At 59.3% G+C, this 20,569-nt stretch carries 22 protein-coding genes; 11 read left to right on the top strand and 11 right to left on the bottom strand.

The genetic code is table 11. The annotated features are described in order from the left end of the window. Positions 1-134: 134 nt before the first annotated feature. Complete coding sequence (grpE, locus tag ACN0WX_RS08600; RefSeq protein WP_417621902.1) at positions 135-728, bottom strand: nucleotide exchange factor GrpE; 594 nt, start codon at positions 726-728, stop codon at positions 135-137. Positions 729-751: 23 nt separating this feature from the next. Continuing rightward, positions 752-1,801: a heat-inducible transcriptional repressor HrcA gene (gene hrcA / locus ACN0WX_RS08595; protein WP_417621901.1), complete on the bottom strand. Its 1,050-nt coding sequence runs from the start codon at positions 1,799-1,801 to the stop codon at positions 752-754. Positions 1,802-2,214: 413 nt separating this feature from the next. On the opposite strand from hrcA, the gene rph reads away from it, so the two are divergent. The 5 genes from rph to ACN0WX_RS08570 all read left to right on the top strand — a co-directional run bounded on the left by rph (position 2,215) and on the right by ACN0WX_RS08570 (position 7,081). After that, a complete protein-coding gene (rph, locus tag ACN0WX_RS08590) occupies positions 2,215-2,928 on the top strand; it encodes a ribonuclease PH (RefSeq protein WP_417621900.1) in 714 nt (237 codons plus the stop codon). A 260-nt stretch (positions 2,929-3,188) separates the two neighbouring features. Continuing rightward, complete coding sequence (gene rdgB, locus ACN0WX_RS08585) at positions 3,189-3,827, top strand: RdgB/HAM1 family non-canonical purine NTP pyrophosphatase (protein WP_417621899.1); 639 nt, start codon at positions 3,189-3,191, stop codon at positions 3,825-3,827. Positions 3,828-3,920: 93 nt separating this feature from the next. After that, entirely contained in the window at positions 3,921-5,069 is a 1,149-nt protein-coding gene (gene hemW, locus ACN0WX_RS08580) for a radical SAM family heme chaperone HemW (RefSeq protein WP_417621898.1), read from the top strand. Positions 5,070-5,127: 58 nt separating this feature from the next. Beyond that, a complete protein-coding gene (locus ACN0WX_RS08575; protein WP_417621897.1) occupies positions 5,128-6,027 on the top strand; it encodes a tyrosine recombinase XerC in 900 nt (299 codons plus the stop codon). A 241-nt stretch (positions 6,028-6,268) separates the two neighbouring features. Beyond that, positions 6,269-7,081: a universal stress protein gene (locus ACN0WX_RS08570; RefSeq protein ID WP_417621896.1), complete on the top strand. Its 813-nt coding sequence runs from the start codon at positions 6,269-6,271 to the stop codon at positions 7,079-7,081. Positions 7,082-7,148: 67 nt separating this feature from the next. Here ACN0WX_RS08570 and ACN0WX_RS08565 read toward each other — a convergent pair whose 3' ends face one another. The 4 genes from ACN0WX_RS08565 to rsmI all read right to left on the bottom strand — a co-directional run bounded on the left by ACN0WX_RS08565 (position 7,149) and on the right by rsmI (position 10,045). Then, on the bottom strand, positions 7,149-7,751 hold the full coding sequence (locus tag ACN0WX_RS08565; RefSeq protein ID WP_417621895.1) for a DedA family protein: 603 nt from the start codon (positions 7,749-7,751) through the stop codon (positions 7,149-7,151). Between the two features lie 21 nt (positions 7,752-7,772). Beyond that, positions 7,773-8,729, bottom strand: coding sequence for a glutathione synthase (gshB, locus tag ACN0WX_RS08560; RefSeq protein ID WP_417621894.1), 957 nt, complete (start codon positions 8,727-8,729; stop codon positions 7,773-7,775). 120 nt (positions 8,730-8,849) lie between these two features. Continuing rightward, the gene (locus ACN0WX_RS08555) at positions 8,850-9,203 is read right to left on the bottom strand and encodes a YraN family protein (protein ID WP_417621893.1); all 354 of its coding nucleotides are present in this window, start codon (positions 9,201-9,203) and stop codon (positions 8,850-8,852) included. Beyond that, entirely contained in the window at positions 9,200-10,045 is an 846-nt protein-coding gene (gene rsmI, locus ACN0WX_RS08550) for a 16S rRNA (cytidine(1402)-2'-O)-methyltransferase (protein WP_417621892.1), read from the bottom strand. The genes ACN0WX_RS08555 and rsmI overlap by 4 nt, the downstream gene beginning before the upstream one ends. On the opposite strand from rsmI, the gene ACN0WX_RS08545 reads away from it, so the two are divergent. Then, positions 10,046-11,239, top strand: a complete 1,194-nt coding sequence (locus tag ACN0WX_RS08545) for a penicillin-binding protein activator (protein ID WP_417621891.1) — start codon at positions 10,046-10,048, stop codon at positions 11,237-11,239. Positions 11,240-11,355: 116 nt separating this feature from the next. On the opposite strand, the gene fsa is transcribed toward ACN0WX_RS08545, so the two are convergent. Further along, complete coding sequence (gene fsa / locus ACN0WX_RS08540; RefSeq protein WP_417622429.1) at positions 11,356-12,009, bottom strand: fructose-6-phosphate aldolase; 654 nt, start codon at positions 12,007-12,009, stop codon at positions 11,356-11,358. A gap of 65 nt (positions 12,010-12,074) precedes the next feature. On the opposite strand from fsa, the gene ACN0WX_RS08535 reads away from it, so the two are divergent. Next, positions 12,075-12,761 carry a DUF2490 domain-containing protein gene (locus tag ACN0WX_RS08535; protein WP_417621890.1) on the top strand — a complete coding sequence of 229 codons (687 nt, stop codon included), beginning with the start codon at positions 12,075-12,077 and terminating at the stop codon, positions 12,759-12,761. Positions 12,762-12,770: 9 nt separating this feature from the next. Here ACN0WX_RS08535 and ACN0WX_RS08530 read toward each other — a convergent pair whose 3' ends face one another. Beyond that, positions 12,771-13,451, bottom strand: a complete 681-nt coding sequence (locus ACN0WX_RS08530) for a DUF4197 domain-containing protein (RefSeq protein ID WP_417621889.1) — start codon at positions 13,449-13,451, stop codon at positions 12,771-12,773. Between the two features lie 65 nt (positions 13,452-13,516). Between ACN0WX_RS08530 and ACN0WX_RS08525 the strand changes: the two genes are divergently transcribed. Further along, complete coding sequence (locus tag ACN0WX_RS08525) at positions 13,517-15,682, top strand: primosomal protein N' (RefSeq protein WP_417621888.1); 2,166 nt, start codon at positions 13,517-13,519, stop codon at positions 15,680-15,682. 104 nt (positions 15,683-15,786) lie between these two features. Next, the gene (locus ACN0WX_RS08520; RefSeq protein ID WP_417621887.1) at positions 15,787-17,325 is read left to right on the top strand and encodes a trypsin-like peptidase domain-containing protein; all 1,539 of its coding nucleotides are present in this window, start codon (positions 15,787-15,789) and stop codon (positions 17,323-17,325) included. Between the two features lie 7 nt (positions 17,326-17,332). Here the strand turns inward: ACN0WX_RS08520 and ACN0WX_RS08515 are convergent, their stop codons facing one another. From ACN0WX_RS08515 to ACN0WX_RS08505, 3 genes are read right to left on the bottom strand one after another with little or no spacing between them, the layout of a single operon-like run. After that, the gene (locus tag ACN0WX_RS08515; RefSeq protein WP_417621886.1) at positions 17,333-18,088 is read right to left on the bottom strand and encodes an isocitrate lyase/PEP mutase family protein; all 756 of its coding nucleotides are present in this window, start codon (positions 18,086-18,088) and stop codon (positions 17,333-17,335) included. Beyond that, positions 18,085-19,122 carry a bifunctional DNA-binding transcriptional regulator/O6-methylguanine-DNA methyltransferase Ada gene (gene ada / locus ACN0WX_RS08510; RefSeq protein WP_417621885.1) on the bottom strand — a complete coding sequence of 346 codons (1,038 nt, stop codon included), beginning with the start codon at positions 19,120-19,122 and terminating at the stop codon, positions 18,085-18,087. The genes ACN0WX_RS08515 and ada overlap by 4 nt, the downstream gene beginning before the upstream one ends. A 5-nt stretch (positions 19,123-19,127) precedes the next feature. Next, positions 19,128-19,595, bottom strand: a complete 468-nt coding sequence (locus ACN0WX_RS08505; protein ID WP_417621884.1) for a DUF1203 domain-containing protein — start codon at positions 19,593-19,595, stop codon at positions 19,128-19,130. A 12-nt stretch (positions 19,596-19,607) separates the two neighbouring features. Here ACN0WX_RS08505 and ACN0WX_RS08500 point away from each other — a divergent pair, with 12 nt between their 5' ends. Together ACN0WX_RS08500 and ACN0WX_RS08495 are read left to right on the top strand one after the other, a co-directional pair. Further along, positions 19,608-19,841, top strand: a complete 234-nt coding sequence (locus ACN0WX_RS08500) for a hypothetical protein (RefSeq protein ID WP_417621883.1) — start codon at positions 19,608-19,610, stop codon at positions 19,839-19,841. A gap of 42 nt (positions 19,842-19,883) precedes the next feature. Next, positions 19,884-20,438, top strand: a complete 555-nt coding sequence (locus tag ACN0WX_RS08495) for a F0F1 ATP synthase subunit delta (RefSeq protein ID WP_417621882.1) — start codon at positions 19,884-19,886, stop codon at positions 20,436-20,438. Positions 20,439-20,569 lie beyond the last annotated feature (131 nt).

The raw sequence follows: 20,569 nt of genomic DNA, 5'->3' as shown, positions 1-20,569 counted from the left end.
TCACCCCAGCAAAGGCTGGGGTCCAAACCAAGGGCAGTGAGACTCACACAGGCGGGTTGGGTGCCAGCCTTCGCTGGCAGGACGGAATAGGGTCGAGTCTGCTACGAAACTTTGACCCGTTCAGCCGGAAGGACCTATTCTTCCGCCTTCTTCGCCACGCCCACAAACGCAGGCCGCAACAGCCGGTCCTTGATCACGTAACCGGCCTGCATTTCCTGCACGATCGTGCCGGGTTCGTGCTCGTCGGTGGGAATTTCGACCATTGCCTGATGCTGGTTGGGGTCGAGCGGCAGGCCCATGGCGGCGACGCGTTTGACGCCATTTTTCTCGAACACCGATTCCAGTTCGCGGGCGGTGGCTTCGATGCCGCCGATCAGACCGCCCCATTTTTCCTCGTTTTTCACTTCTTCGGGAATGGCTTCGAGCGCGCGCTGCATATTGTCCATCACCGAGAGCAGGTCGCGGGCAAAACCGGTCGCGGCATAGGCGCGGGCGTCCTGCGCGTCCTTTTCGAGACGGCGGCGGACATTCTGGGTTTCCGCCTGCGCGTAGAGCACTGCCTGCTGGGCTTCGGCCAGTTCATTCTCCAGAGCTTCGATACGGTTGTCGGCATTTTCCGGCTGGGAAGCTTCCGCCTCTCCGCCCTCTTTCATCGACTCCGGCACGCCTTCCAGTTCGGCGGCGGCATCGGCATCATTTTGTCCGGGATTCTGCTTGGTATCGCTCATGTTCTAAATCACTCTAATTTCTATCATTTGGTCAACAAACGCGACAGGGTCTGCGCGGTAAAGTCTACCATGGGTACGACGCGTGCGTAATTCAACCTTGTCGGGCCGATTACGCCGACCACGCCGACCACCTGTCCGTCGCTGTCCTTGTAGGGCGCCGCTATCACAGATGAGCCGGAAAGGGAGAATAATTTATTCTCCGCGCCGATAAATATTTTCGCTGCCTCGGCGTCGCGGGCATTGTCGAGCAGGCGGGCGATTTCCTGCTTGCCCTCGAGCTCGTCGAGCAGCCGCCGGACGCGGTCGAGATCCTCGAGCGCGCTATTGTCCTTGAGCAGATTGGCCTGACCGCGGACGATCAGGACCGGCCGGTCCGCCGGATCGCGGCTCCAGGTGACCAGGCCCGCCTTGACCAGCTCTTCCGAGGCCTTGTCGATAGCCAGTTCGCCGGCGCTGATCTCGCGGTCGACGGTGGACAGGGCCTGGCTGAGGGTCATGCCGCCATAGCGGGCGGTGAGATAATTGCCGGCCTCGACCAGCGCCGATTCCGATACGCCGGGCGGCAGGTCTAGGACGCGGTTTTCGACCGCCCCGTCCTGCGAAACGAGAATGGCCAGCCCCTGCCCTTCGGACAATTTGACGAAACTGAACTGCTTGAGCAACGGCTCGCGCTTTGGCACCAGCACGAGGCCAGCGCAGGACGACAGGCCGGACAGAATCGAGGTCGTCGCGCGCAGCGCGTCCTCGACCGGGCCCTGTTCGGTTATCTGGCTCTCGATCGCGTCGCGCTCCTGCTGCGTCGGGACCGCCGCCTGCATCATCCCGTCGACAAACAGCCGCAGCCCGAGCTCGGTCGGCATCCGGCCGGCGCTGGTATGGGGCGCGGCGAGCAGGCCGAGTTCCTCGAGATCCTGCATGACATTGCGGATCGAGGCGGGGGAGAGCTCGAGGCCCGGCGCCTTGGAAATGGTCCGCGACCCGACCGGGGCGCCGCTGTCGAGATAGGATTCCACGACGACGCGGAAGATGTCCTGCGCGCGGGTGGTCATTTCGGTGATGGGGGTGGTGGTCATGGGTTGTAGATAGGTGAACTAGAGCGAGGTTTCCAGCGCGCAATTGAGCACTGCTGTGCTCCGCACTTGATGCGGAGCTTGCGCGGCGGATAGCGCTCTCCACCTCCAGAGCTCCGCATCAAGTGCGGAGCACGTAAATCTCGCAATCCTCATCCTCTCCCATCGGGAGAGGCAACCGGAGCTTGTCATCTTTGATGACTAGCGCAGGTCGGTGAGGGGTTTTGCACTGTCGAGAGGGCGTAACCCCTCACCGAGCGCGACTAACCCCGGATTGAATCCGGGGAAGTCTTGCTTGCCTCTCCCTATGGGAGAGGATGAGGGACGCTGCCGCTCCCAAGGCAAGAGGATGTCCGATGTTGCCTCTCCCTGTGCGAGCGGTTAAGGACGCGCCAACTCAAAATAAGGAACATCACATGCGACCATCGGGCCGTGCGCCGGACGAAATGCGCGCCATTTCTATCGAAACCGGATTTACCAAACATGCCGAAGGAAGCTGCCTGATCAGCTTTGGCGATACCAAGGTGATTTGCACCGCGAGTATCGAGGAACGCATTCCGCCATGGCTGCGCGGCAAGGGCGAAGGCTGGGTGACCGGCGAATATTCGATGCTGCCGCGGGCGACCAATACCCGCAATTCGCGCGAAGCGGCGCGCGGCAAGCAGTCCGGCCGGACGCAGGAAATCCAGCGGCTGATCGGACGCAGCTTGCGCGCCGTGGTCGATATGAAGAAGCTCGGCGAACGCCAGATCACGGTCGATTGCGATGTCATCCAGGCCGATGGCGGAACGCGTACGGCTTCGATCAGCGGTGCCTGGGTTGCGCTACGGCTGGCGGTCAACGGTCTCATGGACATGAAATTGATTAGCGAAGATCCGATCGAACAGAAAATCGCCGCGATCAGCTGTGGCATTTTCGAAGGCACGCCGGTGCTCGACCTCGACTATGACGAGGACAGTAACGCTGGCGCCGACGCCAATTTCGTGCTGACCGGCGATGGCAATATCGCCGAGGCACAGGCCACCGCCGAGGGCCAGACCTTTGACGATGAAGGCCTGATGCGGCTGATGCGGCTGGCGAAAATCGGTTGTGACCGGATTTTCGAGGCGCAGGACAAGGCGGTCGGTTAGGAGCTGACGGCAAGAATAGGCGTTCGTGCTGAGCCTGTCGAAGGGCATTTCTCGCCGAGAGGTGCTTCGACAAGCGCAGCACGAACGGAAAATTATCCTCTCCCCTTGAGGGAGAGGACAAGTGTAACTTGCAAACTTGTTTGCTAGTGAAACTCGGTGAGGGGTGAGCGTCCAGACGCCCCCTCTCCAACGTCGCCTAACGAGCAAGCTCGCAAGGCTTTGGTATCCTCTCCCTCAAGGGGAGAGGATGGAGAAGAGCAATGACCGCCGACAATATCCACCGCAAACTCGCCCCCGGCCGCCTCGTGATCGCCAGCCACAATCAGGGCAAGGTCCGCGAAATCCAGGCGTTGCTGGAGCCTTACGGGATCGAACCGGTATCGGCGGGCGATCTCGATCTGCCCGAGCCGGAAGAGACCGGCACCACCTTCGCTGAAAATGCGTTGCTCAAGGCGCGGGCGAGCGCCGAGGGCGCGAGTTGCGTGGCACTGGCCGATGACAGCGGGCTGTGCGTGGCGGCGCTGGGCGGCAAGCCGGGGGTCTACACCGCCGACTGGGCCGAGCGGCAGTGGTTCGAGGGTGAGCCGGGCCGCGACTGGTATATGGCGATGGGCAAGGTCGAGGGAAAGCTGGCCGAGCAAGGGCTGGATGTCGATCACAGCGCCTATTTTGCCTGCACGCTGGCGCTGGCCTGGCCGGATGGCCACTCGGAGGTTTTTGAAGGCCGCGTGCAAGGCAATCTCGTCTGGCCGCCGCGCGGGACTTTGGGCTTTGGCTATGATCCGGTGTTTCAGCCGACAGGCTTTGAACAGACATTTGCGGAACTCGATCCCGCGCAGAAACAGGCGATGAGCCACCGAGCGGATGCTTTCAAACAACTGGTTGAGGCTTGTTTCTGATCAAGATCCTTTGGTGCTGAGCCAGCCGAAACATAACTGCCCAACCGGAAACGCCCTTCGACAAGTTCAGGGCTTGCGGTTATGGGGCAGAGCATGACCGCCCCCGATCCCCTCGCCCTCTATATCCACTGGCCGTTCTGCGTCTCAAAATGTCCCTATTGTGATTTCAACAGCCATGTCCGTGCACAAGTCGATGTCGCGGTTTGGCAAGACGCCTTGCTCGCCGATATGGCGCATGAGGCGGAGCTGACGCCCGGACGGAAGCTTTCGAGCATCTTCTTTGGCGGCGGCACGCCCTCGCTGATGCCGCCGGCGCTGGTCGAGGCGCTGATCGCCGCGGCGGAGCGGCACTGGGGATTTGCCGACAATATCGAGATTACGCTGGAGGCCAATCCGTCATCGGTCGAGGCTGCGAATTTCCACGATCTCGCCAGCGCAGGCGTCAACCGGGTGTCGCTCGGCCTGCAATCGCTCGACGATCAGACGCTTGAGTTTCTCGGCCGTGCGCATGATGTCGATGAAGGGCTCGCAGCGCTCGATACCGCGCAACGGGCCTTTGACCGGGTCAGCTTTGACCTGATCTACGCGCGGCCCGGCCAGTCGCTCGCTGACTGGCAGGCGGAACTGGACCGCGCGCTGACTTTCGGCACCGGCCGTCTCTCGCTTTATCAGCTGACCATCGAGCCGGGCACGCGGTTTGAGACTTTGGTGCGGACCGGCGCATTGATTCCGGCCGATGATGATCATTGCGCAGACCTATTCGAGGCGACACGAAGCATCATGACGGCAGCCGGCCTGCCCGCCTATGAGATCAGCAACCACGCGACGCCCGGTCAGGAGAGCCGCCATAATCTGACCTACTGGCGCTACGAGGATTATATCGGCATCGGCCCTGGCGCGCACGGGCGGCGGCTGGACAATGCGACCGAGCGGCACAAGAAGCCGGAGAATTTCCTGTCAGCTGTGGAGCGCAATGGCAATGGGCTCAAGATCGAACAGCTCCTGTCGCCCGCGACACGGGCGATGGAAGCGCTGATGATGGGGCTGCGGCTGGCGGAGGGCGTGGATCTGGCAGCGCTGGAGGCAAAAACCGGGTTGCCGTCGGCACAGATGGTGGACGCGGACGAGGTCAGCAAGCTGGCTGCCTTGGGCTTTGTCGAGCAGCGCGATGGGCGGTTGATCATCCAGTCGAAAGGCATGCCGCTGCTGGATGCATTGCTGCCGAAGATTATCGCTCTATGAACGCTCTCCCTGTGGGAGAGGATTTGGCAGTTTCCCATCTCCATGCTAGATTCCCCTGATGGACACCGCCAGCGCCCTCATCAACGAGTTTGCCGCCCATCTGCGCGATGACCGGCGGCGGTCGCAGCATACGGTGCGCGCCTATGTCACCACGGCGGAGCGCTTCTGCGCCTTTCTGATGGAGCATCGCGGCGGCGGAGTGGGTGCCGCGGAGATCAGGGGGCTGAAACAGGCGGATATCCGTTCCTATCTGGCCTATCGCCGGGGTGACGGGCTGACCAACAATAGCGCGGCGCGGGAATTGTCGGCCTTGCGGGCGTTTCTCAGGCATGTCGGCGGAGACGAGGCGCAGATACCGAAGATCAAGGGTCCCAAAGTCAAGCGCGGTGTCCCGCGACCAGCCTCTCCCGACGATATTCTCGCGCTGGCCGGAGATGCGCAGGAGAGCGCCAGCAGCGACTGGGTCGGTGCCCGCGACTGGGCGGTGCTGCTTTTGCTCTATGGGTCGGGCCTGCGGATCAGCGAGGCGCTCGACCTGACCGCTGATGCCCTGCCCCTTTCCGACACATTGCGGGTCACCGGCAAGCGCAGCAAGGTCCGGATCGTGCCGCTGCTGCCGAAAGTGCGCGAAGCCATTGAACATTATATCAACCTCTGCCCGCATGTGATGGAGCCGGACCAGCCGATCTTCCGCGGCCAGCGCGGCGGACCGCTGTCACCCAATCTGATCCGCCGCGTGGTCCAGCAGGCGCGCACAAAGCTCGGCATTTCCGACAAGACCACACCCCACGCCCTGCGCCACAGCTTTGCGACGCACTTGCTGGCCGGTGGCGCGGATTTGCGGAGCCTGCAGGAATTACTGGGACATGCGAGTTTGAGTAGCACACAGGTTTATACCGCTGTCGATGCGGCACATTTGCTGGATGTCTATCAGAATGCGCATCCACGGGCAGGTTGAGAATATGGTTGAACCACGGATCATCATTGACGTTTCCGCAAAATCCCAAAAAATCAACAAATCGTGATGCGATATTCCTGCTCCTCAACCGATAGCGTCATTTGCCGAGACAAGCATATACGTACAGACCCTGATTTCAATCGGCTGTCCAGCGGGTATTTTTCCGGATGACAGGCATTGCACCAACTATTTTGGCAGGGTTGATGCTCAGAAACATGAACGCAAAGGAGATATTGTTCCCATGCCCATACAGATTTTAGTCGCCACCGATCTGACAGCCCGAGCGGACCGGCCGTTTGCGCGCGCCAAATTGCTCGCTGACACATGGACTGCGGATCGTACCTTGTTGTTCGTCGGCAGTCCCAAAACCGAGGTTGATATCGCGAAAGTCGAGGCCCAACTGAGGCGCAACTATGGCGCAGATGCCGAAGGCTGCAACCTGGCGATCAATTACGGAAAGCCGCCCGAGGTCATTGCCGACACGGCCTCACAACTGGATAGCGACCTGATCATTGTGGGCGCCGCCCGTCATAATAATATTTCCGATTTTTTCCTTGGCACCGCGGTTGACCATCTGGTCCACCATGCTGCGGCCCCTGTGCTTATCGTGAAAGAACGACCGCGCGCCGACTATGACCGAATATTGGTAGCGACGGACTTTTCGGATTTCTCGGCTCATGCGCTTCGTACGGCGCTGGCGTTTTTCCCCGCCGCAAAAATCGAGCTCGTGCATGCCTATCATGTCGCATACGAAGCCTGGCTGAAATCCGAGGGAGTAGCGGCGGAAATGCGATCCGATGCGGAAAAGGAATTACAGGATTTCATGACCCGCATGGACCTGTCGGAGAGTGAGGCGTCGCGCGTGACCCCCCGGCTCGTCGAAGGCAATCTTCACCAGTCAATATTCAACATGCTCGATACGGGTGATTTTGATCTGCTGGTGCTCGGAACACACGGACGGAGCGGTTTTGTCATGGCAACCATTGGCAGCCGTGCCAGTGAAATGATGGGCTGGTCGCCGGTGGATGTCTTGATGGTCAGGAAACCCACCTAGACCAGTCTCTGTTTATCGTGCCGACTTTGGGGGATTTGGTGAACATCGGCAAATCGCCCAATTTCGGTCAATCCTCCTTCGGCCGCCAGAAAATAATCCGCCAGATATAGACCACGACGATCAGCCCGATCACGCCCAGCGACACCGGCCCGAGATAGCGCTCGATATGGTCGACATTCTGCTGCAGCTCGTAACCCGCGTACACCAGCGCGCTGTTCCAGACGGCGGCGCCGGCGCTGGTGGCGAGGATGAAGCGCTTGTGTGACATGCCGAACAGGCCGGCGGGAACCGAGATGAGCGTACGGATATTGGGAATGAAACGGGCAAAAAACACCACCCATTCACCGTGATTGTCGAAAATCCGGTCGATCCGGTTGACCGTGGCAACATCAAGCGTCAGCCAGCGGCCGTGCCGCCGGACAAAGCCCCGCAGGTCATCCTCGTTCCAGTGGCGCCCGACCATGAACCAGACATAATTGCCGATCACCGAACCGATTGTACCGACCAGCACCAGTGCCGCCGGGTGGAACGTCCCCTCTCCCACGCCGACACCGCCCATTCCCATGATCAGTTCGGATGGTATCGGCGGGAACACATTCTCCAGCGCCATGAGAAACCCGATCGCCCAATAGCCGCCCTGGGCGATCAGGTCGGTGATCCAGCTAGTCAAAGCGCAGTCTCCGGCGCGAGATTATTTGGCGGCAAGACGCCGCTCGATCGCATCCCAGATCATCCCCGGCGTGTCGGTGCCGTTGAACTTGTCGATCGCGACAATGCCCGTCGGTGAGGTCACGTTGATTTCGGTGAGCCATTTTCCGCCGATCACGTCAATACCGACAAAGATCAGCCCGAGCCGTTTCAGATCCGGCCCCATAGCGGCGCAGATTTCCTTCTCGCGCTCGGTCAGTTCCGCTGCCTCGGCATAGCCACCTTGGGCAAGGTTGGAACGGAATTCACCTTCGCCGGGCTTGCGGTTGATCGCGCCGGCGACCTCGCCGTCGACCAGCACGATGCGCTTGTCGCCCTGGTGCACTTCGGGGAGGAAGGGCTGGACCATATGCGGTTCGGGCCAAGTCTGGTTAAATACCTCGAACAAGGCACTGAGATTGCTGCCATCTTCCGGCACCAGGAAGATTGCCTTGCCGCCATTGCCGTGCAGCGGCTTGACCACAATACCACCATGTTGCTTCTGGAAGGCGCGCACTTCGTCAAGATCGCGGGTGATCAGGGTCGGCGGCATATATTGTGCATAATCGAGCACATAGACTTTTTCCGGCGCGTTGCGGACGGAAACCGGATTGTTGACCACCAGCGTCTCGCCCTCGATCCGCTCGAGCAAGTGGGTCGCGGTGATATAGCCGACATGGAAGGGCGGGTCCTGCCGCATCAACACGACATCGACATCGCTGCCGAGGTCGAGATTCAGCGCATGGCCGAATGTATAATGATTGCCTATAACCGGCCGCACCGTCACCGGATGGGCCGGCGTGGTCAGCCGACCATTGGCGTGCAAGGTCAGGCCCTTCACGTCATAGTGAAAAATCTCGTGGCCGCGTTTCTGGGCGGCGAGCATCAGTGCGAAACTGCTGTCTCCCGCGATATTCACGGTCTCCATCGGGTCCATCTGTACGGCGATTTTCAGGGTCATATTCTTCTCGTTTTACAATCAGTGGGCCAATGGCCGTTAGTAGTGAGCCTGTAGAACCATGCCTATAGCCTATAAGCGTCCCTCGACAAGCTCGGGACTCTCGGTCTCCCGCATGAGATTCTAGAATCCATGCCATACATTGGGTAAATGGATAGGCAGGCGTCTTGGCGCAACCAATATTACGTCGATCCGTGCATCTTCCCCGTTTGTGCAATATTGCGGGTAGAGAATTTCCACCGCCGCCGCGACCCGTTTCAGCCTGCGTTCGTCTATCGCGATTGCCAGATCTTCGAGCTTCGTCCGGGCCTTCACCTCGACAAAGGCAACCAGCGCGCCCCGTTTGGCAACCAGATCGACCTCGCCCCGCGGCGTGCGTACCCGTTCCCCCAATATCCGCCAGCCTTTCAGGCGCAGGAAGCGGGCTGCGGTCTTTTCGGCCTGACGCCCCCGCTGCTCCGCCGCCTCTCGCTTCATGACGAACCTTCGCCCTTCCAGCGATTGGCAAGATCATAGAGTGTCTTGCGATCGGTGTTGAAGGCACGCGCCACCTCCCCCGCCGCTTTCGAGGCTGGCAGGCGCACCAGCGCCTCCCGCAGCGCCGCTTCGATCTGCTCCTCGCTCGCCGCTTCCGGCGCGCCGGGTGGACCGATGACGACAACGATTTCGCCTTTCGGTTTCTCGGACTCATAGCGACTGGCAAGTTCGCCCAGCGAACCCGTCACACATTCCTCAAATCTTTTGGTAATTTCGCGGACAACTGCGGCCTTGCGATCACCCAGTACCGCCAAAGCATCGGTCAGCATCGCCCCGAGACGCGAACCATTTTCGTAGAAGATCAGACTGGCGTTGAGCCCCTTGAGTTCATCCAGCGCTTCGGCGCGGGCCTTCGTCTTGCTCGGCAAAAAGCCCTCGAAGAGAAACCGGTCGCTGGGCAGGCCGGACAGGGTCAAGGCGGCAACTGCGGCGCTGGGACCGGGAATCGTTGTAACATAGAGGCCGGCCGCCTGCGCATCGCGGACCAGCTTGTAGCCGGGATCGGAAATCAGCGGCGTCCCCGCATCGCTGACCAGTGCGACAATTTTACATCTGATCGCGTCCAAAATGCTTTCGCGGTCGGTCGCAGATTTATGATCGTTATAGACCATCATCCTGGATTTTTTACCGATATAATTCAGAAGCTTGCCGGTCACTCTTGTGTCTTCAACCAAAATCAGATCGGCCATTTTCAATGTTTCTTCGGCGCGGCGCGACAAATCTCCGAGGTTGCCGATCGGGGTAGCAACGATATAGAGACCGGATTGGGCAGGAGCAGACATATGACAGTCATGGCAGACAAGGTACATCAAGGACAAGATCAAACCAGAAGGCGTGGCTTTTTGAAATGGCTAAGCGTGTCCGCTTTTGCTGTTCTCGCCGGTTGTTCCACGGTTGTCCCGCGCGGTGCCGAACCGGTGCGAACCGACGCGCCAGCACCGCCGCCGGTAACCGCCGGACTACCCGAAGATCAAAAACATCACCGCATCGCCTTGCTGGTGCCGCTGTCCGGTAAAAATGCCGGCATTGGTCAGTCGCTCGCCAATGCCACAACCATGGCGCTGCTAGATACCAGGGCGGAAAATATCCGCATGACCAGCTATGACACGGCCAAGGGCGTGACCGTGGCGGCTCAAAATGCGATCCGCGACGGCAACAAGCTGATCATCGGCCCCCTGCTCAGCGACAATGTCGTGACCACCGCCAATATCGCCCGTCCCGCAGGCGTTCCCATATTGAGCTTTTCCAATGATAGCGGTGTGGCCGGCAATAATGTCTATATACTGGGCCATATCCCTGCCCAGTCGATCAGTCGCGTCGTGGATTATGCCAAGTCCAAGGGCATGACGCGCTTTGCCGGTCTGGTACCCAACGGTGTCTACGGCCAGCGCGCGTCCTCGACCCTGCTGCGCAAGGTGAAGGATGTGGGCGGTACCGTCGTTTCGATCCAGACCTTCAACCGCGATTCCAAATCAATCGAAGCCGCGACCAAGAAACTGACCCAGAATGGTGATTTCGAAGCGGTGCTGCTGGCCGACAATGGCGACATGGCCATCAAGGCAGCGCCCTATATTCGCAAAAATGCCAGCGGCACGGCGAAAATCCTCGGCACCGACCTGTGGAATACGAGCAGCAACCTGGCCGGCGCGCCTGCCATGCGTGGCGCCTGGTTCGCCAGCGTTTCCGACAGCCTCTACAAGCAATATGCCGACAAATATCGCGCCCGCTATGGCAAGGCCCCGTTCCGCCTGTCGAGCCTCGGTTATGACTCGGTGCTGCTGACGGTCAAGGTTGCCCGCAACTGGAAAGTGGGATCGCCCTTTCCGATCAATCAATTGACCGACAAGGGCGGCTTCATCGGCCTGGACGGCGTCTTCCGGTTCAAGGCCGATGGCGTTTCGGAGCGCGCGCTCGAGGTTCAGGAAATCCGCAACGGCAGCTTTGCCGTGATCGATCCAGCACCCAAGGGGTTTTGACAAAGCTGTTCGTCATCCTGAATTCATTTCCGGACCGCTTGGGATAGCTCCCGGCCGTTGGAGGTCCTGAAACAAGTTCAGGATGCCGATTCAATTCGGGATAATAACGGGCGACATCAACCGATATTCTGGCCGGTTGATTCCCAATCCTTCAAAAAGCCCTCGATGCCCTTGTCGGTCAGCACATGTTTGAACAGGCCGCGGATGACGTTCGGCGGCATGGTCGCGACATCGGCACCGATACGTGCGGATTCCAGCACATGGATCGGATGGCGGATCGAGGCCACGAGGATCTCGGTCTCGAACGCATAATTGTCATAAATAAGCCGGATATCCTCGATCAGCGTCATCCCGTCGAGACCATTGTCGTCATGCCGTCCGACGAAAGGCGAAATAAATGTGGCCCCCGCCTTTGCCGCCAGCAGCGCCTGATTGGCCGAGAAGCACAAAGTCACGTTGACCATCGTGCCTTCACCGGTAAGCGCCTTGCAGGTTTTCAGGCCGTCGATTGTGAGCGGCACCTTGATCGCGATATTGTCGGCGATCTTGCGGAGTATTTCCGCTTCTTTCATCATCGTTTCGTGATCAAGCGCGACGACTTCGGCAGACACAGGACCGTCGGTCAGGCCGCAGATTTCCTTCGTCACTTCCATGATATCACGGCCCGATTTCTTGATCAGCGAGGGATTGGTGGTCACGCCATCAACCATGCCGGTGGCAGCGAGGTCAGCGATTTCCGCAGTATCGGCGGTATCAAGGAAGAATTTCATATGGTGCGAATCCAGTTTTCTGATTAGGTGACCGCTTTCTATCGCCATAAGGGTCAGCAATGCCAGTGCTTCGTCAATTAATTGCTGCATCGGCGGTTTTCCTTGTCGCACAGGGCATTGCCACTGATCCGCTGCACGCGCGGGATGACGAGGCCCAGCTGTGGATATTGCCCGTTGCAAAAATCCCGCTGACACAGGATGTATCCGCCATAACGGAAGGCGGAATACGCTATAGCGAAAGCGCCGACGGACTGGCCCAGCTGTTCGCGCGCGGTTCGCTACAGGTCAGGGTGTCTGACGGACTCACCGTCGCCATGGGCTATGGTCATTTCCAGAATTATCAGGCGCACCGCAAGTCCGGTACCGAACAACGGCCCTTCCAGCAGGTCAACTGGGCAATGGGGAAAGCCTTGGGCGGCGATTGGAGCAGTCGAACCCGCCTGGAAGAACGGATGTTCAGCGGATCGACGCAAGTTGATGTCCGTCTGCGGGAACGGATCAGCTTTCGCGGTGCACCAATTGGCAACAGCAACATCCGGCCGGATTTCAGCGGAGAATTCCTGTTCAACCTGAACCGGACATCCGGCGGTCAGTCGGCCGGGATCAACTCCGTCCGCGGCAAGGCCGGCCTGTCGGCGCCGCTCGCCGACCATCTGGATATTTCCCTTTCCTATATGGGGCTTTACGTTCCCCGTACCGGTGAAGACCGGATGCTGCACATCGCCCTGACCGGGATGACCTATAGCTTTTGAACTACTGGCTCAAAAGGCTTTGCGAGCGCCCAGAACCGCGATCAGCAAGGGATCATTGGTGGCACGCGGATTGGCGCGAATGGATTCTTCCTGTGCCCCTATCGAACGATAAATGGCGTCGCTGACCTTGTCGGTCACATCGCGGCTGATGCTGGCAAAATCGACATGGGTGGCTTGTGAAAGCACGAGATTGATAATTTCATTGTCGAACAGCTTCAGGCCGCTGCCAATGCCCGGCAACATCCGGTCGACCAATGTGTTGCCGAGCTGCCCCTGCAGCAGGCTGGTAGCCGCGCGCGGTCCGCCATTGATGATTGCTGCCGCATCGGCGATGCTCATATTGCGGATGGTTTCCGCGACGATCGGAGCGGCGAGTTCGGCACCGCTTTCCGCCGCGCGATTGACCTGCTTCAGCAAGCGGTCTTGGATCGGTTTTGAGCGCAGCAAAGCAGTTGCAACGCTTGTCACCCGCGATCCGCCGAGCGAATCCGGCACCGCAATCCGCGCTACCTGACTGTCAAAAAAGCCGTTTGGCTGGAGCAGCTCGGCAAAGGCATTTTGTGAGGACAAGGTGAGCAGCCGTTTGATCGCTTCGGTGAGACTAAGCCCCGGCAGGCTCGAACATCCCGGTAGCGCAAGCAATCCGGCGGCCGCTCCCAAACCCAGAACCGTTCGACGATGATAGATCATAATCTCTCTCCAGTTTTCGCCAAAGCAAGAATGACGAATGATGATAACCTGCCTATAGCATAGATATGAATCGCGTTCGTGTACTCCTCCTTAATGCCGCACTGGGACCGCTCGATTACCGGGTCCCCGACGGCATGCGGGTCGAGCCGGGTTCGATCGTCATGGTCCCGCTCGGCCCGCGCAAAGTGCCCGGGGTTGTTTGGGAGGCCGAGAGCTTTCCGGTCGAGGAAATTGACGCAAAAAAATTGCGGCCGCTGCTCGAGCTTCGCGATGTGCCGCCTCTCGGTGCGCCATTGCGGCGGCTGATCGAATGGACGGCGGACTATTATTTTGCCGCGCCGGCATCGGTATTGCGCATGGTGCTGTCCAGTGGAGCCGCTTTCGCCGACAATCGTCCGATCAGCGAATATCGGCTGAATGGTACCGTGCCCGACCGTATGACACCGCAGCGCGAACAGGCGCTCGAAAAACTGGTCGACGTGCAAGGCACGATCAGCGAGCTCGCCCAGAAAGCAGGCGTGTCGGTGGCGGTGATCCGCGGGCTGGAGAAACTCGGCGTGTTTGACCGGGAAGAAGTATCCCCATTCGCTGTCAGTGCGGAACCGCAGCCCGATTTTGGTCCGGTCGATCTCAGTGAAGATCAGCATGATGTCAGCAATATCCTGATCGAAGCAGTGCGAGCATCGGCGTTCAAACCCTTTCTGCTCGACGGGGTCACGGGATCGGGCAAGACCGAAGTCTATTTTGAAGCGATTGCGGAGGCCTTGCGGCAGGATAAACAGGTGCTGGTGCTGCTCCCCGAAATCGCGCTGACGGAACCGTTTCTCAACCGCTTTTACGCCCGTTTCGGTGCCGAACCCCTCGCCTGGCACAGTGGCATGAAGCAGTCGGACCGCAAGAAAAACTGGCGGGCGCTGGCCGAAGGCAATGCCAAGGTGATCGTCGGCGCGCGTTCTGCCCTGTTCCTGCCTTATGCCAATCTTGGCCTGATCATCGTCGACGAGGCGCACGAGACCAGCTTCAAGCAGGAAGACGGCGTGCGCTATCACGCCCGGGATGTTGCGATCATGCGGGGATTATACGAGCAAATCCCGGTAATTCTGGCCTCCGCCACACCGGCGATCGAGAGTCGCCATCAGGTCGAGCAGGGCAATTATGAATTGCTCGAGCTGCCGGCCCGCTTTGGTGGCGCGACCATGCCGGATATCGAGGCTCTCGACCTGACCCAGGATGTGCCGCCACGCGGGAACTGGCTGGCCCCGACGCTGGTCAACGCGCTGGAAGAAAATCTCGCGCGCGGGGAACAGTCGCTATTGTTCCTCAACCGCCGCGGCTTCGCGCCGCTGACCTTGTGCCGGACCTGCGGGCACCGGATCAACTGCCCCAATTGCACCGCCTGGATGGTCGAGCATCGCCTGACCCGCCGCCTCGCCTGCCATCATTGCGGCCACGTCATGCCGATCCCGGAAAAATGCCCGGAATGCGGCGACGAGGACAGTCTTGTCGCGTGCGGACCCGGAGTCGAACGGATTTGCGACGAGGTTAAAATGCTCTTCCCGCAGGCACGGACTGCAATTGTCACTTCCGACACAATCTGGTCTCCCCAGCGTGCTGCCGATTTCGTCAACCAGATGGAGGCCGGAGCGATTGACATTGTCGTCGGGACGCAGCTGGTGACCAAGGGCTATCATTTCCCCAATCTGACACTGGTCGGCGTGGTCGATGCCGATATCGGGCTGGAAGGTGGCGATCTTCGTGCCGCCGAACGCAGCTTCCAGCAAATTGCGCAGGTCGCCGGACGCGCCGGGCGAGCCGACAAACCAGGCCATGTCTATGTTCAGACCCATATGCCCAGTGCACCGGTCATCCAGGCGCTGATCAAGAATGACCGTGATGGCTTTTACGCCGCCGAAATCGAATCGCGTCGTCAGGCCCAGGCCCCGCCTTTTGCACGCTGGGCGGCGATCATCGTGTCTTCCGAGGATAATAAAGAAGCGATGGAAACGGCACGCCTGATCGGGCAAACCGCGCCAAAGGTGGATGGCTTGGCGGTGTTCGGGCCGGCGCCCGCGCCGCTCGCGATGCTCAGGGGGCGCCACCGTCATCGCCTGCTGGTCCATGCCCTGCGCTCGGTCGACCTGCAGGATATCATGCGCAACTGGCTGGAAAAACTAGAGTGGCCGCGCGCCGTGCGGGTCGGCGTCGATGTTGATCCCTATAGTTTTGTTTGACGCGGACATGCTCTGCCCTTGATGCAACGCTCGGGGTTCGGTAGCGCTACAGTCGCCTTAGGTTCCACAGCAAGTGCGGAGCTCGATTGATCGAAAGCCAGTATATGAAACGCTTTTTCGCGATTTTTATTCTTCTCTGCTCGTCACTGCTTACTGGTCCGGCTCAGGCCGACCCTGCGGATATCAGTGCCGCCAGCCGCTCGGTTGTCCGGGTCGTGCTCGCCGCCAAGGATGGCAATAAGGTTGCTTTTGTCGGTCATGGCAGCGGCTTCGCTGTCGCGCCCGACAAGATCGTTACCAACGCCCATGTCGTCGAGATTGCACGACAGGAGCCCTCGGTGGTTATCGGTATCATCCCGTCACAGGGTGGCACCAGCTATGGCGGGCGGATCATCGCTTATTCGCCGGGCAATGATCTGGCGCTCATTCAGGTGCAGGATGGCGGAAGATTGCCACCGATGACGATATTTGGCGGCCCGGTCGGCGATGGCGCGGACGTCGTCGCAGTCGGCTATCCCGGATCGGTGGACCGGGCCCAGGGGCTCGATCTCGATGATCTGATTACTCCTATGTCTCCGGTCAAGACCACCGGTACGGTTTCCGGCGGACGCACGACCAAGCAATTTGACACGATCCTCCACACCGCACCCATTGCCTCGGGCAATAGCGGCGGGCCGCTGATCGACAATTGCGGCCGGGTACTGGGCGCGAACAGTTTCGGATCGATCAGCGACGGCAATGACGCGGAATTCGGCTTTGCAGTATCAGCACGCGAGATTTTGACCTTTCTGCGCAAGGCCGGGATGAAGGTCGGAGCAACTGCTACCCCCTGCCGGTCCGCGGCGGAGATTAGCCTTGAGGAGCAACAACGCGAGGCCGCAGCCCGCGCCCAAGTGGAAGCAGCGCAAAAAGCCGAGACCGAAAAGCGGGAACGGGCGGAAACAAAATTGCGCACCAGCATATCGCAGGACATTATCGCAGAGCGCGAGAACCGGATAGCCATGGCCGCACTGATGCTGGTGCTGTCGTTGCTGGCAGCGGGCGGTGCCGGCGCGTTGATGCTCAAGGACAGACGCAACCCTGCGATCGCTGCAGCAGGCGGGGCGGCGTTCCTTCTACTGGGCGCGATCTTCACCTTCCTCTCCCGGCCCGACTTCAGTGAAATTGACGACCGTGTTGCCATAGCCATGAAGGAGAATGGCGACACGCCCGTCCCGAAACAGAGCAGCGCCACCGGATCCGGCAAATATCAATGCATGATCAACCCGCAGCGCAGCCGGATCACGGTTTCTCAGCAAAATGAACTATCATTTGACTGGGCAGAAGGCGGCTGCGTCAATGGCCGCACCCAATATGGCCGCGATGGCGCCAAATGGTCACGCATATTTGTTCCGAATGCGGAGCAAACGGTCACGATCAGCAGCTTCCAGCCGGATCGTAGCGAATTTACAACCGAGCGATTCCTTCTGGGCCTCGACGCGATGACCAGAGCGCGGACCATTCGTGCCAAATATGGCAACAAGGCCTGCACCAACGATCTGAAGGCACTGGCCGATATCGAGGATATGGTGAAAGCAATTAGAGCGGAATTGCCGAGTCAGGCAAATGAGCGGCTGGTATATGAATGCCAGAAGATGAAGTGATGCTTGCTCAATAGTCAGGTTCACCGCCGCCAAACACCGTGCCTGCCTGCAATTTCAGCCAACGCATGGCGGCCGCCCATGGTTGATGGCCATGACTGATGCGGGCAACGCCCAAATCTCTCAACTCTGCATGCGAGGGACCGTCAGGCGAACGCAATATATTGACCGGTAGTTCAGACTTTGCACAAATCTCGCCGATGGAAGCGCGATCCGAAAGAAATGGCACGAACAATCCGCTGGCTCCAGAACGGGCATAGTCTGCTCCGCGTTTAAGAACTTCGGCGACAAGCGCAGAAAATTCCGACGGGTCCGTGGCTCCACGAAAAACATCACAGCGCGCATTGATGAACAGACCGGAGTTCGCCGCTGCCTCCAGTCGCTTGCACTGTTCCGATAGCGGAATCAGAATATTTTCGCCCGGCATCCGGTCTTCTATGTTGATCCCGCATGCGCCGGCAACCTTGGCGCGCGCGACCGATTGTTCGACAGCACCAGGGTCATCGCCATAGCCTGCCTCCATATCGATCGAAACCGGCAGATCGGTCACCGCGACAATTTGCTCCAGATTCGCAATCGCGGCATCAATCGGAAAATTTTCACCATCATCCATGCCCTGCGCGCCGGCAACGCCGTAACTCCCGGTTGCAATGGCTTTTGCACCGGCAGCCGCCACGGCCCGGGTGCTGCCGGCATCCCATATATTGACCAGGATCAAAGGATCACCGGGAATATGCAAAGCGGCAAATTTTGCGATTTGGTTCATTGTTCCTTTTCCTTTTCGAGCAACCGCTCCTTGATCTCCAGTCCGTAAGCATAGCCACCCATCGTTCCGTCGCTGCGCACCACGCGATGACATGGTATCAGTACCGCGACATTATTCGCTCCATTGGCGCTGCCTACAGCGCGCACAGCCCTGGGCTTGCCAATCGCCGCAGCGATATCGGCATAGCTGCGGGTTTCGCCTTCGGGAATTTTGCGCAATTCCTGCCACACTGCTTCCTGAAAGGCGGTGCCCTGCACATCCAGCGGGATATTATGCGGACGGCCCGGTGTTTCGACCTGCTCAACCACCTGCGCGACAAGAGCGGCAAAAGCTTCCCCCCCTCGCTGCAAATCCGCTTTCGGAAAGCGCCCGCGCAACTCATTCTCACCTTCGTTGAAAGACAGGCAACACACCCCTTTCTCCGTTGCCGCAACCAACATGGGGCCAAGCGACGTCTCGACGCTGGCCCAGTGCACCGTCACTCCGGCCCCGCCATTTTTCCAAGCATTGGCTGTCATGCCCATTTTTCGATCCCTGTTCTGTTCCCCGTAAAAGCGCGAAGCCGAACCATAGCCTGCGTCATATATGGCTTCGGTCACCGACGCGCCGCCGGCTAGCGCATCCTTGACCCTTTCGGATCGCAAAGCCCTTGCATAGGCTGCGGGAGACAGGCCGGTTTCGCGTTTGAAAATACGCTGAAGGTGAGTCGGTGAATAGCCCGTCAAGCTGGCCAGATCGTTAAGCCTCGGCGCGCACTCGGCCATGCGGACGGCATCGATCACAGCCTTCACCGCCGCCTCGTCGCGCGCCACGTCATTGGGACGACAGCGCAGGCAGGCACGCAGGCCTGCTGCCTCGGCCTGCTCTGCTTTTGCAAAAAATCGCACATTTTCGCGCTTGGGGTGGCGAGCGGCGCAAGAAGGGCGACAGTAAATTCCGGTACTCAGGACGCCCGTGACAAACTTCCCGTCAAAGGCACGGTCGCGCGCGCGCATTGCGCGCCATGCCTGATCATTGTCGATCTGGTTTTTCATCCTGGCTAGAACCTCTCCACCCGTGCGACAAAACACCCGTGTGCTGCGTTATGCACATCTATATAGCCAACCTCGTCCAGTTCAAACAGCGCGCGGATGGCCCCGTCTGCATATCCAGGCGCAGCCAGGCTTGCGGTCTTCAGGAGGGCGTCCCGGCCGAACGCGCGCATCCCCAGCGAGCGCCCCTGAAATACCGGGGGCACGATATCGGTATATTGCGCCGCTTCGCTCAGCCCGGTTCTCGCAAATATTGCATAGGCACTCCGATAGGGAGAATCGACATTGTGGGATATGTGATGAAAGAGAATGAGTTCATCCCCGACGTTGGCATCTTCCAGCGAAATGCGGCAGGGGAAACCCGGTTTGCTGGTCGCGGTTATCCGGATCGCACCCAGCGCCGAGAGCTGCGCTTCGCTCGCACCTGCAAAGGGTTTGGCGATAGCGGGGCTCAATCCGGTGATCTGATAAGTCATAGGCGCGTTCCTTTGTTGATCGCTGGCAGGGATTTAGACAGCGCCTGTAAAACCCGCTTCCCGTATCTTGCGTTCAAAGCCAAATATTTTATACCCGGCGATGAAACTCGCAAAAAACCGCTGTTTAGCCTTCCCGAAAAAATGATTCCCAAGGCCATCTTGCATAGCAGCAAAATGGTTGCTAGACGCCGCGCATCCGTGAGCGGAATCGCAGGATTTCGCGCCATTAAGCGGACCATTTCATGAACGGTTTTCAGACCATGTTTCGGGTCAGGGAGTAGCAAACGCGTGGATCATTCCAGCGGCATCAGGGCGAGTTTAGCGGGGCGTTACGCCACTGCGCTGTTCGCCCTTGCAGAAGAAAAAAACAGCATCGACGCGGTGCAGACAAGCCTAGCGACACTAAGCGCGGCGATGGCCGAATCGGATGACCTGAAAGCGCTGATCAACAGCCCGGTCCTTTCCCGTGACGATGCCGGCAAGGCTATCGGCGCCATTGCCAAGAGCCTGAGCCTCGACGGTCTGACCTCGAATATGCTCGGAGTGCTTGCCGCCAATCGGCGCCTCGACCAGATTCCTGCGGTCATTCGTGCTTTCACAACTCTGGCCTCGAGTCACCGTGGCGAAATCACTGCTGAAGTCACTTCCGCTCATCCGCTTGACGACAAGCAGATTGATGCGCTGAAGGCCCAGCTCAAGAAACGTGTAGGAAGCGATGTCAGCGTTTCCACCACAGTCGATTCGTCCATATTGGGCGGGCTTGTCGTGAAAATCGGCAGCCAGATGATCGACAGTTCCATCAAAACCCGTTTGAACACCCTATCGCAGGCCATGAAAGGCTAAAGGAAGAAATACATGGATATTCGCGCCGCAGAAATTTCAAAGGTCATCAAGGACCAGATCGCCAATTTTGGCAATGAAGCCCAGGTTTCCGAAGTCGGCACCGTGCTCGCCGTCGGTGACGGTATCGCCCG

Source organism: Parasphingorhabdus sp. (assembly GCF_048269915.1).
Classification (GTDB): Bacteria; Pseudomonadota; Alphaproteobacteria; order Sphingomonadales; family Sphingomonadaceae; genus Parasphingorhabdus.
Note: the sequence above shows the minus strand (reverse complement) of the source record. Positions and strands in the feature narration are given on the sequence as shown.

Bases quoted from the DNA above. Each gene is read 5' to 3' on its own strand.
- fsa (WP_417622429.1), bottom strand. From the start codon at position 12,009: ATGAAATTCTTCCTTGATACCGCCGATACTGCGGAAATCGCTGACCTC.
- rph (WP_417621900.1), top strand. From the start codon at position 2,215: ATGCGACCATCGGGCCGTGCGCCGGACGAAATGCGCGCCATTTCTATC.
- hrcA (WP_417621901.1), bottom strand. From the start codon at position 1,801: ATGACCACCACCCCCATCACCGAAATGACCACCCGCGCGCAGGACATC.
- rdgB (WP_417621899.1), top strand. From the start codon at position 3,189: ATGACCGCCGACAATATCCACCGCAAACTCGCCCCCGGCCGCCTCGTG.
- grpE (WP_417621902.1), bottom strand. From the start codon at position 728: ATGAGCGATACCAAGCAGAATCCCGGACAAAATGATGCCGATGCCGCC.
- ACN0WX_RS08575 (WP_417621897.1), top strand. From the start codon at position 5,128: ATGGACACCGCCAGCGCCCTCATCAACGAGTTTGCCGCCCATCTGCGC.
- hemW (WP_417621898.1), top strand. From the start codon at position 3,921: ATGACCGCCCCCGATCCCCTCGCCCTCTATATCCACTGGCCGTTCTGC.
- ACN0WX_RS08555 (WP_417621893.1), bottom strand. From the start codon at position 9,203: ATGAAGCGAGAGGCGGCGGAGCAGCGGGGGCGTCAGGCCGAAAAGACC.
- rsmI (WP_417621892.1), bottom strand. From the start codon at position 10,045: ATGTCTGCTCCTGCCCAATCCGGTCTCTATATCGTTGCTACCCCGATC.
- ACN0WX_RS08530 (WP_417621889.1), bottom strand. From the start codon at position 13,451: ATGATCTATCATCGTCGAACGGTTCTGGGTTTGGGAGCGGCCGCCGGA.
- ACN0WX_RS08545 (WP_417621891.1), top strand. From the start codon at position 10,046: ATGACAGTCATGGCAGACAAGGTACATCAAGGACAAGATCAAACCAGA.
- ACN0WX_RS08505 (WP_417621884.1), bottom strand. From the start codon at position 19,595: ATGACTTATCAGATCACCGGATTGAGCCCCGCTATCGCCAAACCCTTT.
- ACN0WX_RS08570 (WP_417621896.1), top strand. From the start codon at position 6,269: ATGCCCATACAGATTTTAGTCGCCACCGATCTGACAGCCCGAGCGGAC.
- ACN0WX_RS08525 (WP_417621888.1), top strand. From the start codon at position 13,517: ATGAATCGCGTTCGTGTACTCCTCCTTAATGCCGCACTGGGACCGCTC.
- ACN0WX_RS08515 (WP_417621886.1), bottom strand. From the start codon at position 18,088: ATGAACCAAATCGCAAAATTTGCCGCTTTGCATATTCCCGGTGATCCT.
- ada (WP_417621885.1), bottom strand. From the start codon at position 19,122: ATGAAAAACCAGATCGACAATGATCAGGCATGGCGCGCAATGCGCGCG.
- ACN0WX_RS08520 (WP_417621887.1), top strand. From the start codon at position 15,787: ATGAAACGCTTTTTCGCGATTTTTATTCTTCTCTGCTCGTCACTGCTT.
- gshB (WP_417621894.1), bottom strand. From the start codon at position 8,729: ATGACCCTGAAAATCGCCGTACAGATGGACCCGATGGAGACCGTGAAT.